The 15,484-nt window shown below is 42.4% G+C and carries 14 protein-coding genes; 9 read left to right on the plus strand and 5 right to left on the minus strand.

From position 1 onward, the window contains the following. Positions 1-851 (plus strand): aldehyde dehydrogenase family protein (locus ACP45E_RS20090; protein ID WP_141707446.1); only part of this gene is annotated, 851 nt, incomplete at its 5' end. A 161-nt stretch (positions 852-1,012) separates the two neighbouring features. Here the strand turns inward: ACP45E_RS20090 and ACP45E_RS20095 are convergent. From ACP45E_RS20095 to ACP45E_RS20105, 3 genes are all read right to left on the minus strand, one after another. Continuing rightward, complete coding sequence (locus ACP45E_RS20095; RefSeq protein WP_017037576.1) at positions 1,013-2,104, minus strand: GGDEF domain-containing protein; 1,092 nt, start codon at positions 2,102-2,104, stop codon at positions 1,013-1,015. 17 nt (positions 2,105-2,121) lie between these two features. Continuing rightward, positions 2,122-2,595 (minus strand): hypothetical protein, encoded by a 474-nt coding sequence (locus ACP45E_RS20100; protein ID WP_017037577.1) that lies wholly within the window; start codon positions 2,593-2,595, stop codon positions 2,122-2,124. 276 nt (positions 2,596-2,871) lie between these two features. Beyond that, positions 2,872-4,242, minus strand: a complete 1,371-nt coding sequence (locus ACP45E_RS20105) for a YjiH family protein (protein WP_017034780.1) — start codon at positions 4,240-4,242, stop codon at positions 2,872-2,874. A 458-nt stretch (positions 4,243-4,700) separates the two neighbouring features. Here ACP45E_RS20105 and ACP45E_RS20110 point away from each other — a divergent pair, with 458 nt between their 5' ends. Further along, positions 4,701-5,441, plus strand: coding sequence for a hypothetical protein (locus ACP45E_RS20110; RefSeq protein ID WP_017037578.1), 741 nt, complete (start codon positions 4,701-4,703; stop codon positions 5,439-5,441). 295 nt (positions 5,442-5,736) lie between these two features. Continuing rightward, entirely contained in the window at positions 5,737-6,984 is a 1,248-nt protein-coding gene (locus ACP45E_RS20115; protein ID WP_017034778.1) for a peptidoglycan DD-metalloendopeptidase family protein, read from the plus strand. A gap of 72 nt (positions 6,985-7,056) precedes the next feature. Here ACP45E_RS20115 and ACP45E_RS20120 read toward each other — a convergent pair whose 3' ends face one another. Next, positions 7,057-8,901, minus strand: a complete 1,845-nt coding sequence (locus ACP45E_RS20120) for a putative bifunctional diguanylate cyclase/phosphodiesterase (RefSeq protein WP_017037579.1) — start codon at positions 8,899-8,901, stop codon at positions 7,057-7,059. Between the two features lie 330 nt (positions 8,902-9,231). Here ACP45E_RS20120 and ACP45E_RS20125 point away from each other — a divergent pair, with 330 nt between their 5' ends. Continuing rightward, the gene (locus ACP45E_RS20125) at positions 9,232-9,582 is read left to right on the plus strand and encodes a hypothetical protein (RefSeq protein ID WP_017037580.1); all 351 of its coding nucleotides are present in this window, start codon (positions 9,232-9,234) and stop codon (positions 9,580-9,582) included. 169 nt (positions 9,583-9,751) lie between these two features. On the opposite strand, the gene ACP45E_RS20130 is transcribed toward ACP45E_RS20125, so the two are convergent. Next, positions 9,752-10,375 (minus strand): glutaredoxin domain-containing protein, encoded by a 624-nt coding sequence (locus ACP45E_RS20130; protein ID WP_026026560.1) that lies wholly within the window; start codon positions 10,373-10,375, stop codon positions 9,752-9,754. 640 nt (positions 10,376-11,015) lie between these two features. On the opposite strand from ACP45E_RS20130, the gene ACP45E_RS20135 reads away from it, so the two are divergent. From ACP45E_RS20135 to ACP45E_RS20155, 5 genes are all read left to right on the plus strand, one after another. After that, positions 11,016-12,044 carry a porin gene (locus ACP45E_RS20135; RefSeq protein ID WP_017037582.1) on the plus strand — a complete coding sequence of 343 codons (1,029 nt, stop codon included), beginning with the start codon at positions 11,016-11,018 and terminating at the stop codon, positions 12,042-12,044. 281 nt (positions 12,045-12,325) lie between these two features. Beyond that, positions 12,326-12,970, plus strand: a complete 645-nt coding sequence (locus ACP45E_RS20140; RefSeq protein ID WP_017034771.1) for a fumarylacetoacetate hydrolase family protein — start codon at positions 12,326-12,328, stop codon at positions 12,968-12,970. Between the two features lie 93 nt (positions 12,971-13,063). Then, on the plus strand, positions 13,064-13,603 hold the full coding sequence (locus ACP45E_RS20145; protein WP_017037583.1) for a chloramphenicol phosphotransferase CPT family protein: 540 nt from the start codon (positions 13,064-13,066) through the stop codon (positions 13,601-13,603). Between the two features lie 384 nt (positions 13,604-13,987). Beyond that, on the plus strand, positions 13,988-15,166 hold the full coding sequence (gene coxB / locus ACP45E_RS20150) for a cytochrome c oxidase subunit II (protein ID WP_026026561.1): 1,179 nt from the start codon (positions 13,988-13,990) through the stop codon (positions 15,164-15,166). Next, positions 15,163-15,484: cbb3-type cytochrome c oxidase subunit I (locus tag ACP45E_RS20155; protein ID WP_198927769.1), on the plus strand; the 322-nt coding region annotated here is incomplete at its 3' end. The genes coxB and ACP45E_RS20155, both read left to right, overlap by 4 nt.

The raw sequence follows: 15,484 nt of genomic DNA on the forward strand, positions 1-15,484 counted from the left end.
TGCTGAACCGCTCTTCCGTTCTGGTGGTTAATAATCACTCTTCAGCAGAAGTGGGTGACATATTTTGCAGTCATGAAGACATTAAAAAGCTCTCTTTTACAGGCTCAACAGAAGTAGGCCGAACCCTTATTAAATTGACCGCAAAAACGGTAAAACGAACCTCAATGGAATTAGGAGGCAATGCCCCGTTTATCGTTTTTGATGATGCGGATATTGATGCTGCGGTTGCTGGAGCAGTGGCGTCGAAATTTAGGAATGCGGGTCAAACCTGCGTGTGTGCTAATCGTTTTTACATCCATGATTCCATTTATGATCAGTTTATTGGTAAATTTGTTGCTGCGGTGAGTCAACTGAAAATTGGTAATGGCCTCAAAAATGGCGTATCCATCGGACCGTTGATCGATAAAAAATCGAAAGAAAAGATAGAAAATTTACTAGAGGAAGCGATATATCAAGGAGCAACGCTTCGTTATGGCGGTAAACGTTTATCTGGAAATTATATCCATCCTACGATATTAACCGACGTTACTCAGGACATGAGCATCGTTAAGCAGGAGATTTTCGGGCCAGTTGCTCCTTTGCTGAGGTTTACTGATATCAACGATTTGATTGAAAAAGCCAATGACACGATCTATGGCTTGGCGAGCTACTTTTATACCAAGGATTTGACCCAAGCGTTTTATGTGGCGGAGTCGTTGGAATACGGCATGGTCGGTATTAATGAGGGCATTATTTCAACCGAAGTTGCGCCTTTTGGTGGGGTAAAGCAATCGGGCTTTGGTCGGGAAGGGGCAAGGCAAGGAATGGATGAGTATTTAAATATTAAGTACCTGTGCCTCGGTGGAATGTAAGACTTGATCACTCTTAAGGCTTGCTATTGATTAAACAAATGTTTGCGATGGCTAGAGGACTGGTATTACTTAAGGGCTACTCTTACTTAACGGCTATTCAGCCTTAAAGGGAATAGTGACAAAGAGAGCCGTGATTTAAACGTAAAAGTAGCAACGTTGTCTTATCGCTTTTGTTCGGTTCGTGCGCGATCGGTATCAGCAAATTTCATTTGGTACATATTGTGGTCAGCAATGGATATGAGCTGGTTAATTTCTTTCGAATCGTCCGGGTAAATACTCGTTCCGACACTGCACCCTAATCGGGTGTTATAGCCACCTTTAAGGTGTATCGGTTCTTCAAAGCAAGCTTCAATAAAACCGTTCATTTTACGAATTTCTTCTTGGCTATTTGAGTTTAAAATCAGTGCGAATTCATCGCCGCCCATTCGGTACACTTGGTGGTTTTTTGATGGGATCTTGGTCCTGAGTCGCCAAGCTATTTGAGTGAGAGCTTCATCTCCTGCTTGATGACCGAAGCTATCGTTGACGGCTTTAAATCCATTTAGATCCAAAAGAAACAGTGAAAAAGGCTGATTTTTCTGTTTATGATTTAGAGCTTCAAACAAAGAGAAGCGATTAGAAATCCCAGTGAGCGTATCGGTAAAAGCCAATGCTTTATGGTGCTTAGATTCTTGATAATAAATATAACTCACAAGTCCAATGCAGCTGAACAGTAAGAGCATAAGTATGTACTGGATATTGGCGATTTGCTGCGCCTGTTGCATACGTTCCTTGTGGATGTGGTTTTTCAACCGATAGTTTTGATTAATATAAGCAATCATATCCGCATAAATTTGATTGAGTTGCTCACTAATCATCAAGACATCATCTTGAGTTTTTATGTTCTCAAATGGCTCTTCTAGGTTTTGAAATCTAAAGAACAGCGATTCAAAAAAGTCATGAGCCCCTTCTAAAGACATAAACCCATGAGATTCTTGATTGTAAAGCAGGATGTCAAATCGGCTCCAAGTGAGCTCGTATTTTAGCCATGTTTTCTTATATTCTGCGTCACCATCCAATGTATAAGGGGTAATGGCCGTTAGCTCCGATAATTCTTTCGATAACTGAAGTAGAAACCAAGTGGCCTGATTTTGTGAGTTGGTATAAGAGCGAGTTAATTCGCGTGTTGTCGATAGAATATAGAAGTTCGCGACAATCAATAGTATTGACAGAACAATGAGTAATTTTTTCGATTTAGAGATAAAAGTCTGCATACGATATCAACGGTTCTTTAAGGCTTCGAGTGAATGATAACTTCGTCAATTTGCCAAACCATTTGGTTGTAAAAGACATCGTTAGCAATCTCAGGGTACTTGTCTACATTAAAGACCAGCCAGTAAGGGCCTTTATTTCGTACCTTCATTTTTTTTTCGTCCATCATGTAGGCAATGATGGGGTCATATTTCAGAATATCGTCGATATTTGAGTTTGCGGCGTAGTCATTTAATGCAATAAAAGAGACGGAATGAATGCTCTCGGAATCTTTATTCAAATAATCGATTAAATCGATGACTCGCATACCTGAATATGATTTTGGTTGTTTGAACCAAGGAAGCTTGGTTGAAAAGGAGCTAACCGGAATATCTTGACTGATTTGTTCATAGGACAAAGTTACAACGGCATCATCGCTGCGGATGACCAGAGGCGTCGCCAAAGCTGCAAAACTGAAGAAAAGTAAAAGTATTAGTGAGAAAATCCATTTCATGCCGTTAACCTTTAAATCAATAGAACTGCCTAATTAACCTCCGTTTTAAGGTCATGAATTAGACAGTGGATTAATCCTAAGTATAAGGGAACAGCCATTGCTTTACATTAAATAGTAACCAATTAGTCAGTAGTATCACCAATTAATATGCAACAGCGTTGTTTTTGTGAAGTGAAAACAAAAAGAAACCCCGCCGAGGCGAGGTTTTTATCGGGTTCTATTCATCATTCATCAGACACAAGAATGCTCATAGACATAAAGATTGAACGGCCGTGTTTAGAAGATAATATGTGCCACACCTGCGATCACGGGAAGCGTGATCAGAGTTCGAAGTATGAATATCGCAAACAGTTCAAAAATGTTCACTGGGATACGGCTACCGAGTAGCAACGCACCGACTTCAGACATGTAAATAAGTTGAGTAACAGACATCGCTGCAATGACAAACCGAGTCATTTCACTTTCTATTGATGCGGCAAGAATAGCGGGGATAAACATATCAGCAAACCCAACAACGATAGTTTGTGATGCTTGCGCCGCTTCAGGAATACCTAATAGTTCAAGGAATGGGATAAATGGCTGGCCAAGAACCGAAAATACAGACGTATATTCAGCAATAACCAGTGCGACAGTTCCTAAACCCATAACAACAGGAAGTACACCAAAGACCATATCAATGGCATTTTTTACCCCTTCCCCAAACACTGACTTAAGAGACGTTACTTGCCCTGCTTTAGTTAACGCCAATTCAAGGCCCCAAGAGAAAGTCGAGTGGCCGGCTGGGATCGCATCGGCGTCTTTGTCACGTTCTGACCCATCAATGAAAGTGTCTTTTTTTCGACTCAGTGGTGGCAATCGAGGAATAATGATCGCAGCAACAAGACCAGCCAGACACACCGCACCATAAAAAGGAAGAAACAAGTGTTCTAGCTCAACCTGTGCGATGACAACAAGGCTAAAAGTAATCGAAACGGCAGAGAACGTCGTACCGACAACGACAGCTTCTCGCTGAGTATAGAATTTATTTTCATACTGCTTACTTGTAAGCAAAATACCGACACTGCCATCCCCAAGCCATGAAGCCATACAATCAATCGCACTGCGTCCTGGCAGGTTGAATACAGGGCGCATAATTTTGCTCAGTAGAGTGCCAAATAGCTCAAGCAACCCAAAATTAAGCAAAAGTGGGAGGAGTAAACCGGCAAAAATAAACACAGAAAAAAGCGTAGGTAATAAGCCTTCTAAAACTAACCCACCAGTATTTTCTTCCCAAATAGCCGTCGGACCAACTTGGAAAAAAGTCATCAATACTGCAAAGCCACCCACAAGCCGAACCGCTAACCATAATGGTGAAGGGCTAAATAGGCCGTGCAAAAAAGCATTGTTCTTAATAAAGGTTGGTTGGTAAACCTTATAAACCAAAGATGCAATAGCCATGAAAGCAATGATTGACGCAATGATTGCGACAAGGTGATCGCCAAACAGAGCTTGAATTGACTTAGCAAGCACTGCGACAGGGATAGTCAGGTTGCCATCATAGCTAATAGGCGCCATGAATAGGAATAAGCCGACGAGCGACGGGATGAAGAACATCCAAAAGTTGCCCTTGTGTTTCGGCGTTTCAATTGATTGAGTTTGATTATTCATTGTTTTGCTCATGTTACTACTAGTCAAATTTTGCTCATATCCGTAGCGAAAAAATGTCTAAACATCCTTATTGTTTTACTGGTGGCAAGAATAACGATAAAGGTTCTTCTGTGCAAGAATATTCATTAAATATCGCTAAATATTCAGTTTCTATCTCTATGTGTCTGACTTTTAGGTGTATTTAGTATTGTTTGTATAAAGAATGTTGGTATTTTGTGTGGTTTTTGGATTTGATACTCTAGGGGTATTCAAAGCAGAAACCATTGTTCGGACGGATAGGCTCCCTCACAGATTATTTTGATGAACCCTCAGCTGAAGTCAGTAATATGAATTGACGCTTTATTTACCAGCCGCTTACCTTTAACCCATAGGGCACACACAAATTGTGATAGCGTATCGTAAAGTATAGAATACCACTCACTGCTCCTTCTCCCTTATGTTGTTAGAGTCTATTGGCCATGAAAAAACGTATTTTACCTATTCCACTTATTTTGCTGATTCCGATTGTTCTTTTAGTGGTGGTTATTGTCGCGGGCGTCTATCGATTTAGCTTGAGTGATGAACAGATCATGCAAAAGTTTCCAAAACATGAGGTCGTAAACAATGCGATTGTCTCGCAACTTTTTGGTGTTAATTCAAGCAACCCATTGACGATACAAGTGCCAGAAACTCACGCGTTTGCATTTGTGAATTACCTTAACGAGAGAAGTAAAAAGGCGATAGGCGAGTACGATGACGGCAAAGAGCGTGGCAGTATTTTTATCGATACGCAGCGGTTGATGTCTATTGAGGCAAAGAATGAGAAAGTGTTTGTTGCTCCGCTCGCGGTGTCGAACCAAGGCAGTGGCGTTTTCTACTATCTGGCGTTATTTCGTTATGACGCGCAAAGAGATCGAATGATATTAGGGGATTATCAATTGCTCGGTGATCGGGTCGACATTCAAGAGCTTGCTATTTATCCATTCGTAGAGGAAAGAAATCAGTCTCAGGAAAAAGAACTGACTCATGAAGAATCTGCGGCGCCAGATGATAAAAATCGTGTGGAGGGCGTTTCTGTTCTATTTTTAACTCGAGCTATCGATCAAGCGATGTCATCCCCTGCGTCAGTTGGAGAAGAGCACCGCTACCAAGTTACGGAGGATTACCGTTTGGTCCGTGTCTTACTCGACGCTACTCCAACTCCAGATGGTACATCTTAGCTGCGCATCGTAGCGGCTATCGGTTTGCTCAGGCGGATACGGTTATGTTGTTTACGCAAATGTAAGGTAATTATTATAAAGATGTGATGTAAGCGCTTACTACGCTCTTTGTGCTTTCATGTATTGCGGCTATAGCTAATGAAACGCACAGTTTTGTACTGAATATTCGCTAGCCTGATGACATTTTATAGAGAAACCCTTAACCTAATCGCCAGATACTGTATTTAAATTGGAATGTTTTGTGAGTTCAAATTCAATCGTAAGCCGCTACTCTTCGCTCTCTAAGCGAAAAATAATGGTCGCCATTAGCTTACCTATCGTCGCCTTCATTCTTGTTTCATCGCTTAGCCCAAGTTCAATGCAAAAGACAGTTGAGCTTTCGTTAACGAGTTCAAATCCTGTTAATGAGTTTTTAGACAGTTCCGTTAGTTCCGACAGTGCTGTTAGCCGCATCGAGATACCGGACTATGAATATGTTATCCAGCCGGGCGATAATCTCAGCTCGATCTTTCAGCACCTTGGATTTCGCTACCAAGATATGATGCGGATTATGGAAACAGACGTGAACTACTTAGCGTTAGATACCTTAAAACCTGGGAATACATTGCGCTTTTGGCAAGGTGAGCAAGGCTCAGATCTCAAAAAAATGGCGCTTGAATTCAGTATTGTGGATCAGGTGGTGTATACGCGGTTAGAAGATGGTGACTACGAGTTTGAAGAGATACGCATTCCTGGTAGTTGGGTTGAATTCCCGTTGGTTGGGGAGATCAATGGCAGTTTTTCTCAGTCCGTTAATCGTGTGGGGTTAAACAGTGCTGAAATTGAGCATGTTGTGTCGTTACTCAAGGATAAAATTAATTTTTCTAGAGACTTAAGAGCGGGTGATCAGTTTGAGATTGTCCAGTCTCGTCAATATGTCGATGATACATTAACCGGTAACCGAGAAATTCAGGCGGTAAAAATTGTTAACCGAGGAAGAGAAGTATCGGCTTACCTTCATCGAGATGGGCAGTACTATGACCATGAAGGCAACAGTTTACAACGTGCGTTTCAGCGCAAGCCGGTGAATGGTTCATACCGATTAAGCTCTCATTTTAATCCTAAGCGTCTTCACCCTGTTACGGGCAGAGTCTCACCACACAACGGAACAGATTGGGCAACCCCAACTGGAACGCCTATCGTATCAACAGGGGATGGCGTGGTTGTTATGACCCGGAATCATCCTTATGCGGGTAAATATGTGGTGATTCAGCATGGCAATACTTACAAAACGCGCTATTTGCACCTAAGCAAAATATTGGTACGCAAAGGCCAAAAAGTAAGTCGCGGGCAGCGCATTGGATTGGCCGGAGCAACAGGACGTGTGACTGGCCCGCATATTCATTATGAATTGATGGTTCGTGGCCGAGCGGTGAATCCAATGACAGCCAATATCCCGATGGCAAATTCAGTACCTAAGAAAGAATTGGCTGGCTTTGTTGCAAGACGGAACGAGCTAAATAATCTCCTCAGCGAGCAAAGCCTTAATGTGGTCACCAATTAATACCTAAAGCACAGCTCATGAACGAGATGAAAAGACATGAGTTGGCGCAGTTTTAATCACTTAATTTCTTTTCTATGCCGATTTTATTTTTTCAATGGTGTTAGCTCGTTCAAAATAGTCTTTGATTAACTCTATTGGCGTTTTGGGGCGGGAAAAATAATACCCTTGTATTTGTGTGCAACCCATCAGGTAGAGTTTGTCGAGGGCCTCTTTTGTTTCAACGCCTTCAGCGACTAGAGAGACATTCAGTTGTTCTGCCAATTGTATAATCAGTTTGACTACACGTTCCGACTTTTGATTGCTCAGCATGTTTCGCACGAAACTGGCATCAATTTTTATGCAATCGATAGGGTATTGGTGAAGGTAGTTCAAACTGGAGTATCCAGTTCCAAAGTCGTCCAGCGCGATGGTGAATCCAAATGCTCTCAATCGGTCTAGAACGGACTTTACTTTATCGCCATGTGTGATCAGAACCGTTTCCGTAAGCTCAATGACAAAATCATGGGGATCACACTCATGGGCGCTGAGCGTACTCGTCAGGTGCTGGATATATCGTTCTGAGCTGCTCAGTTCATGCGCAGAGCAGTTAATACCTAACTTTACTTTGTGTCCCAATCCTTTTTCAAGCTCTAACTTTGCTTCGCAAGCCAGCTGTATGATCCGTTCTCCCAGCTCAATAATTAATCCAGATTGCTCTGCCGCCTCAATAAACTCAATGGGAGAAATAACGCCTAATTGCTTACTATTCCAGCGAGCAAGAACCTCAAAATAACGCCAAGAGTCGCCGTGTTTATGGACGATAGGTTGAGTAGCGACAAAAATCTCGCTTAGCTGTTGCTTTGATTTTTTCAGTTCATTTCTCAGTGCCCTGATGATCATGTTCTTGCGATGGTATAACCCACTTAATTGGGAGTTATAACAACGTATTTGTGTCCCCGACGCCTTTTTACAGTCTTTTAGGGCAAGGCTGGCATTGAGAAGGAGTTGATCTGCGGTGAACATTTTGTCTTGGGTTCTGGTGATTCCGATACTGACCGGAATACTCACGTAGTGTGCTTTATCTTTGTATCCTTGTTGCAAAAGGTGAATGATTTCGTGGCAGACTTGAATGGGGTCTCGATCGTAAGTAATGAACGCAAACTCATCACCAGAGATTCTAAAAGCTAAGTTTGTATCTGATATGTGTTGGCTGATGACACTAGCAACAAACCTCAACACCTGATCGCCAATGAAATTGCCATAAAGATCATTGATGGACTTAAAGTTATCAATATCCAGATAAGCCAATGTGAAAGGGTGTGAAGAAGATTGACTTATTTTCTGTAGTTGTTCGGCTAAGCTGTGACGATTGTGTAAGCCCGTCAGGTTGTCATGAGAAACGCCATAACTGAGTTGGTTCATGAGGCTTTCAGAACGTTGTTCGAGCCATTTTTCACGCAAACTGTGGACGATGATATTGGCAAATAAACGGTGGTAATAAAGAAGATGACTAGGATCGTCAATTGGTCTGTTAAAGGTTGAAAGCAGTATACCTAAAACCTCGCCTTTATGATCTCTGAGTGGTATGCCAATGTATGCACACAACTGGTTTTCCTGGACGTAGGTGTCTAGGGGGAACTCTACGTAAAGATTATCCGTCACGATATGGTATGCAGATTGATCTTTACCGACTTGAGAACAAGGCGTGTCCTTAAGTGAATAGTTCATATTTTCTTGCAGTGCTTGTTTGCTGGCTATCGAAGTCGTCTGAGCTTTGTATCTAAGTTTATCGATTTCGACAATGCAAGTAGAGAAGCTCTCAAATCGCTGATGTAATTTAAGAGTGACATGGTCGAGCAGGGCGGTGCCTTCCATAAGCAGAGTCTCGTTCACTTCATCTAAGCCTATAGCACCCGTGTTTGTTAGCCTCATAGCCATATTGAGATCTCACGTTGTGGTGTGTTGTAAATTTTTTATAATAAGTATATTCACTTAAGCACTATGGTAGAGATCACGCTTTATTGCAAATGCAATAAGGTGCACTTGGTAAAGGGTGATTATTATTTTATGGCGAATCAGAGCGTTAAAGAGCAAAATAAATTTTTTCACAAAATTGGCGTTTTTTTTGCTTCTTTTTTCAATTTTTAGTGAGATTCTTTGTACAACTTTTGCCTTATTGCGTTCAAAAAATCGGCTTAAATACTGATGTGATGATTAGTTCAGTTGAACGTTATACAATGGGGTTTGAATCTTTTGTGAGTAATGACAATGCAACAAAACGAGTTTGAAACACTAGTCAAAGCGTTATGCCAATTAGAAGGGCTTCCACAAGCACTGGAAGCATTAAAAGCCAGTGAAGACCCTAACATTGCGGAAGTCGCGGCTTCACTCAGTGGTCAGTTTTCCTTAGCTGACGTTGAAGGTGAATCGCGCATTTATCACGTAACAGTGGAAGAAAATGAGCAAGGTGAAGAACAAGAGTTTGTCGAGCATGTGATGAACGAAGGCGATGATGTCATTAAGTTTGTTGCCTGGTTCTTTGATGCCCAGTTTGGAATGAAGCAGAAAGAAACCTACCAGGCGGCGGGTAAAACCTACCGTCAGCCGAAACGCGGTTAGATTATCTTCACCTCATAAATGAAGCCCCTTGAATGATCTCAGTATCATCAAGGGGCTTTTTCTGTTGCTGACTGCTTTGGTTCTATCTGTCAGCATTTATTTCATCTAACGGTAAGGTTGCTTTTAATGATCAGCAAGAACTATCTGATTGGACGATTATTAATCACTTTCAACCCGCTGTGGTGCTATTGGGCTCCATAGGAACGACGTTATCTGGGATACCTTCTGGCTTATTAACCTTTATCCACTCTTCGAGATTATCTGCTCCGCCTATATATTGATCATCAAGCCAGATCTGTGGAACCGTGACGGGGGTCTTTTGACCAATATGTGCTTTGACTTCCGGAATCATGCGGTAAAGTGCAGCACTGTCTTTAACCACATCGTGGTAACGGTATTCAATCCCTGCATTGTCTAACAGGTTTTTAGCTTTCACGCAGAATGGGCAAGTCGCTTTGCCATAGACAATATTACCCTTAAGTGTGTCTTTCTTAACCCACTCTTGAATGACCGATTGAACCAGCACGCCACGATTGAGTGCTTCCCCTTGGCTGATCACTTTGCCCTCAACCACAAGGATGGGTGCATGCCAGGAACCCAGTTTGAGTGGCTCCCACCAATGAGATAACCAGTCTTTGACCTCAAGTTCGACAGGAATACCTTCTAACTCGGTTTCAAAGGTATCGAGTAAGATATCTTTGGTTAATGTGCATTCTCCACAAGGTATATTCACTTTGAATGGTCCCCAGCTGCCGCCCCAGCGATACAGTGTAATCTTAATTGGTGTCGTCATAATCTTATCCCAATGGCTCGTATAACGTAATAGAACGGAATGCAGCGCGATAAATTTCATGAAAAGTAACATAAAACTACCGAAGAGGTAGGTTGAACTCGCTCGGTTTAGAGTCCTGCTTGGCGAGGTTGCCATAAAAAGCATGTGGAATGAGGTTTAACCCGTTGTATATCCAGTTCAATGGATTGCAGGTAATGGCTCAAGCACTACCGGACTCAAATATTAGGAAGCAGAATCACATAAGCATCGAATCAAAGAGTTACCCTAATAAAACAGTATTCAAAATTCATCAATCTGATGTTGCTTGTGGTATTTGCTTTGTGAATAAGGTTGTATCATTTGAGTTTTATTCTGTATGTCTGCATTCTAAAAGTGTGATTTAGAACACCTATTTTATGAGTGTGTCAACTTGTTAACCAGTTCACATTTTTGATTTGGAATGAGATGTGCGCTGTAACTCTATGATTTTTAATGTTTCACATTAATTTATATACGGTTTTTTTTGTTTTACATCATTTTATGCAACTTTTCCTGATTCGCTAGGTACAGTCGATGTACTTGTTAACCAAGGTGTAACACTACTACATGGTGAGGCATCGGGTTGTCAGTGGACAAACCAAACGTATATATGGACTTTAAAATGAATAAAAAATTTCTAGCTGTAGCAATCGCTGCTTCTACATTCGCTGCTCAAGCAGTTGCTGTTGAACTGTACAACAACGACGGTACTACGTTCTCTATGGGCGGCCACGTTTCTGTTAACCTTAACGGTTCAGAGAAAGGTGATACAGAAGTAGGTACTAACTCTCCACGTATCAACTTCACGGCAACTCAAGACCTAGGTAACGGTTTTGAAGTCGATGCACGTGGCGAATGGGCACTTAACTACCTGACTAACGGTGAGAACGCATTCACTACTCGTCTTGGTTACGTAGGTCTTACTCATGAAGAGCTAGGTCGCGCTGTAGTCGGTACTCAATGGGCACCATATTACGACGTAGCGGGTGTGACTGATATGCCTATCGCGTTTGCCAATGATTACTTATACGCTGGTGATGACTTTGCTAAAATCGGTTTAACTCGTGCGGATAACATGGTTTCTTACCGTAACGGTTTTGATTTCGCTGACGCTGGTGCGCTGAACATTGGTCTTGCGTGGCAAGGTGCTACTGAGGGTGATGTTTACCCAGAATACAAAGACCGCGTTCAAGCGACTCTTTCTTATGCAATCATGGGTGGTTCTTTAGGCTACGCATACAGCACTGGTGACGTTGCTGCTTCTGGTTCTAAAGGCTCTCTAGATATTCATACTGTTTCAGCTTCTTACGGTTCATACGGCAACGGTCTATACCTTGCTGGTGTTTATACCATGACTGAAGATAAGAAAGTTGTGCGTGCTGAATCTGATTCATACGAACTACTTGCTGCATACGCACTGGCTAACAGCATGAACTTCAGCATCAACTACGAAACAAACGAAGCGAAAGACCTGATTGACAACTCTAAAGCGACAACTCGTGAAGAGCTGGCTCTACAAGTAGAATACAACTTTGCTTCAAACATCGTAGGTTACACGGGTTACCAGTTCGATCTAAACGATAAAGACTTCTCAGGTGCTAAGCAAGATACTGATAGCAAATGGGTTCTTGGCGCACGTTTCTACCTATAAGCTTCTTGCTTAAAGGACAGAACGCAGTAACGGTTTAACGTTACGCCAAATAGTGAAACACCTTCTATTTATAGAAGGTGTTTTTTATTGTCTGTAGGAAATGAATACGAGGAGCATAAACGACATCGGTGAGGTATCGAGTTCATAACTTTGAGTGGATGATCTTAGTTTTACATTTAAGTCGCTAGGTTTGTCTTAAAAGTCATATAAATAACGCTCGACTCGGTTATTATTTGCGCTCGATTGTATTTGGCTCTGTTTTTTATATTCAAGGAAGAATCATGCATAGCGTACGAGTTGATGACACCACGGTAACCCCTTCTAAAATTGTTTGTATTGGCCGCAACTACCTTGAACATATCCAAGAACTGAATAACGCGATTCCCGATGAAATGGTGGTGTTCAATAAACCCAATAGTGCGCTAACCCATCGTCTCTTATCGAATGCTGCGCGATCGGGTGGGCTGCAACTTTCAGAATCCGACACTATCCACTATGAAGGTGAAATCTGCTTTGTGATCAAGAATGGACAAATTGATGCAGCAGGTATTGGCCTTGATCTCACCAAACGCGCATTGCAATCTGAATTAAAAGGAAAAGGGCTTCCATGGGAACGCGCCAAGAGCTTTGATGATTCTGCCGTCTTTAGCCGTTTTGTTTCAATGCGTGATATTAATATTCAACAACTTCAGATCGAACTGTTCATTAATTGTATGCGTGTTCAGTGTGGCAGTGTGAATGAGATGATTTATTCTCCATCAACTATTTTGGCTGAGCTTCAAACCTATACGACACTCTGCGATGGCGACATCATTATGACAGGCACCCCAAAAGGGGTCGGGGAAGTTCACCAAGGCGATATTTTTCTTGCGCGTCTAAAGTGTGGGGAAACGACGTTAATAGAAATAGAATGGGTAGCTGAATAGCTGAATAACTTATGGCTCCATAACTTACCACTGAATAACTGCGCATTTCTGTAATGGTGTTATTCGCTCCATTTTTCTCTATAAGGCACACTTATGTTACCCGATGTTATTATCTTAAATGGAACAGGAAGTAGCGGCAAAACCAGCATTGCTAAGCAACTTCAAGAGCGGCTTCCATACCAGTTTCTTAATTTTAGTATCGATGCGGTATTGTATTCACTTCCTCCAAGTGATTTGCAAGCCATGATGGAAGGCCGACCCATTGATCGGCAGGGCTACGATTACGCCCAATTGGTTGAGGGGTATCACCGCTGCATCCCGAGTTTATTAGAATCTGGCGTGAAGTTGATACTCGATAATGCATGGGTAGATAAGGAAGAATACCAACAACTCCGTTCACTTCTTTCATACTACACTGTCTGTACGATCGGCGTTAAATGCGATTTGGACGTCGCTAAAAAGCGAGAAAAAGCGCGCGGAGACCGAGCCATCGGTTTAGCCGAATACGAATTTCCTCTGGTGCACCAGGGCATGGATTACGATTTTGTGATCGATTCAAGCCATCGTTGCCCGCAAGAACTGGCGCAAGACTTACTCCATCAACTAACCCTATCTTCGTTTTCTACTGCTTAAACCTTAAGATGACATTATCTAAACAGAGTGATTACTTTCGGCAGGTTGGGACTCTTTACCTCGTCTGCCAGCTTGTTCGTTTCCCCTAATCGAATATAGAAGAGCTATCTCCTCCTTGGTATCCCTGTCATACAACATAACTGACCAATAATTTTACGATTCTCAGCGTCGAGTTCTAACCCTGTTTGTTCGTGAGACATGGCCGTTTGTTGCTATCACTTTCTTGCGCATTTGATATTCCCTACTAGCATTAGTTAACATAAATGTAACAAAATGTACTGGAATAGCTGTTTCTAGGGAATTTACCATACTGAATTTTAAATGGGTCATTGCCATTTAAATGGTTCACTAAGGTTGGTGGTGTATGGGCAGAGGAGAACTCTTTTGAAAAGACGATCAGTCACGAACTGGCTATGGAGTGGCATAGCGCTGCTCTTTACTTTTTCACCTTGCGTTTTTGCAGAATCATCAATGAATATGACTCAAGGCGTGACGGGTATTAGCCAGCAAGTCTACGATTTGCACATGCTTATTTTTTACATTTGTTGTGCGATTGCCCTCGTTGTCTTTGGGGTGATGTTTTATTCCATTCTTAATCACCGTAAATCTAAAGGCGCCGTTGCCGCTCACTTCCATGAAAGTACCAAAGTCGAGATTATCTGGACGGTGATACCGATCATCATTTTGGTGGCGATGGCGATTCCGGCGACGAAAACGCTCATTGCAATGGAAGATACGTCTCAGTCTGAACTGACAATTAAAGTAACGGGTTCTCAATGGAAATGGCACTACAGTTATTTTGGAGAGGATGTTGAGTTTTATAGTTTACTGGCAACTTCCTCAAAACAGATCGAAGGTATCGAAGAGAAAGGTGCGCATTATTTACTCGAGGTTGATCATCCACTCGTTGTCCCTATCAATCGAAAGATTCGCTTTTTAATGACGTCCGACGATGTTATCCACTCTTGGTGGGTACCAGACTTTGCTGTCAAGAAGGATACGATTCCCGGCTTTATTAATGAAGCTTGGACCAAAATAGATAAGCCTGGTGTCTATCGCGGTCAGTGTGCCGAGTTATGTGGCCGCGCCCATGGGTTTATGCCTATCGTGGTTCATGCCATGGAAGAATCACAATATGAAACCTGGTTAGCCGATAAAAAAGCAGAGATAGCGCTGGCTCAGCAACAAGCCAACGCGGCGTTGACTGCATCGTTGTCACTAGAGGAATTAATGACTCAAGGCGAACAGATCTATGTGGATCGCTGTGCCGTCTGTCACCAGGTGGCAGGTACGGGTATACCGGCTGCCTTCCCTGCGATTAAAGGCAGCAAGATCGCGACGGGTAACATCGATGATCATTTAGACATCGTGGTGAACGGGCGTTCAGGAACGGCAATGCAAGCGTTTGTGAATCAGCTTAGTGAACAAGAATTAGCGGCGGTGATTACTTATCAACGGAATGCGTGGGGCAACGATACGGGTGATGTCGTTCAGGCCTCTGATGTCAACGAGTTCAAGGGAAAGTCGTCTCAATTAGAAGATCCTAAGGAAGCAGCGCAATGAACAAGTCTATGGATAGCAAAATAAAAGCGGCGCAAGCTACCGATGCCGATATGGGCGGTGCGCATGGCGCTGATCATGATGAACATCATACTCCGACTGGGATAGGGCGCTGGCTATTTTCAACCAATCACAAAGATATAGGGACTCTATATTTGTGGTTCAGTCTCATCATGTTTTTCACCGGTGGGGCGATGGCGATGGTGATTCGGGCGGAATTATTTCAACCAGGATTACAGCTCGTTGAGCCTGATTTCTTTAATCAAATGACCACAGTCCATGGTCTTATCATGGTGTTTGGTGCCGTGATGCCAGCCTTTA

The sequence above is a fragment of the Vibrio genomosp. F10 str. 9ZD137 genome (genome assembly GCF_049974785.1).
Lineage (GTDB): Bacteria > Pseudomonadota > Gammaproteobacteria > Enterobacterales > Vibrionaceae > Vibrio.

What these genes read in the sequence shown, in the direction of transcription:
- ACP45E_RS20145 (WP_017037583.1), top strand. Translation starts at nt 13,064, where the DNA reads ATGTTACCCGATGTTATTATCTTAAATGGAACAGGAAGTAGCGGCAAA.
- ACP45E_RS20130 (WP_026026560.1), bottom strand. Translation starts at nt 10,375, where the DNA reads ATGACGACACCAATTAAGATTACACTGTATCGCTGGGGCGGCAGCTGG.
- ACP45E_RS20135 (WP_017037582.1), top strand. Translation starts at nt 11,016, where the DNA reads ATGAATAAAAAATTTCTAGCTGTAGCAATCGCTGCTTCTACATTCGCT.
- ACP45E_RS20100 (WP_017037577.1), bottom strand. Translation starts at nt 2,595, where the DNA reads ATGAAATGGATTTTCTCACTAATACTTTTACTTTTCTTCAGTTTTGCA.
- ACP45E_RS20095 (WP_017037576.1), bottom strand. Translation starts at nt 2,104, where the DNA reads ATGCAGACTTTTATCTCTAAATCGAAAAAATTACTCATTGTTCTGTCA.
- ACP45E_RS20115 (WP_017034778.1), top strand. Translation starts at nt 5,737, where the DNA reads ATGGTCGCCATTAGCTTACCTATCGTCGCCTTCATTCTTGTTTCATCG.
- ACP45E_RS20120 (WP_017037579.1), bottom strand. Translation starts at nt 8,901, where the DNA reads ATGGCTATGAGGCTAACAAACACGGGTGCTATAGGCTTAGATGAAGTG.
- ACP45E_RS20105 (WP_017034780.1), bottom strand. Translation starts at nt 4,242, where the DNA reads ATGAATAATCAAACTCAATCAATTGAAACGCCGAAACACAAGGGCAAC.
- ACP45E_RS20125 (WP_017037580.1), top strand. Translation starts at nt 9,232, where the DNA reads ATGCAACAAAACGAGTTTGAAACACTAGTCAAAGCGTTATGCCAATTA.
- ACP45E_RS20110 (WP_017037578.1), top strand. Translation starts at nt 4,701, where the DNA reads ATGAAAAAACGTATTTTACCTATTCCACTTATTTTGCTGATTCCGATT.
- ACP45E_RS20140 (WP_017034771.1), top strand. Translation starts at nt 12,326, where the DNA reads ATGCATAGCGTACGAGTTGATGACACCACGGTAACCCCTTCTAAAATT.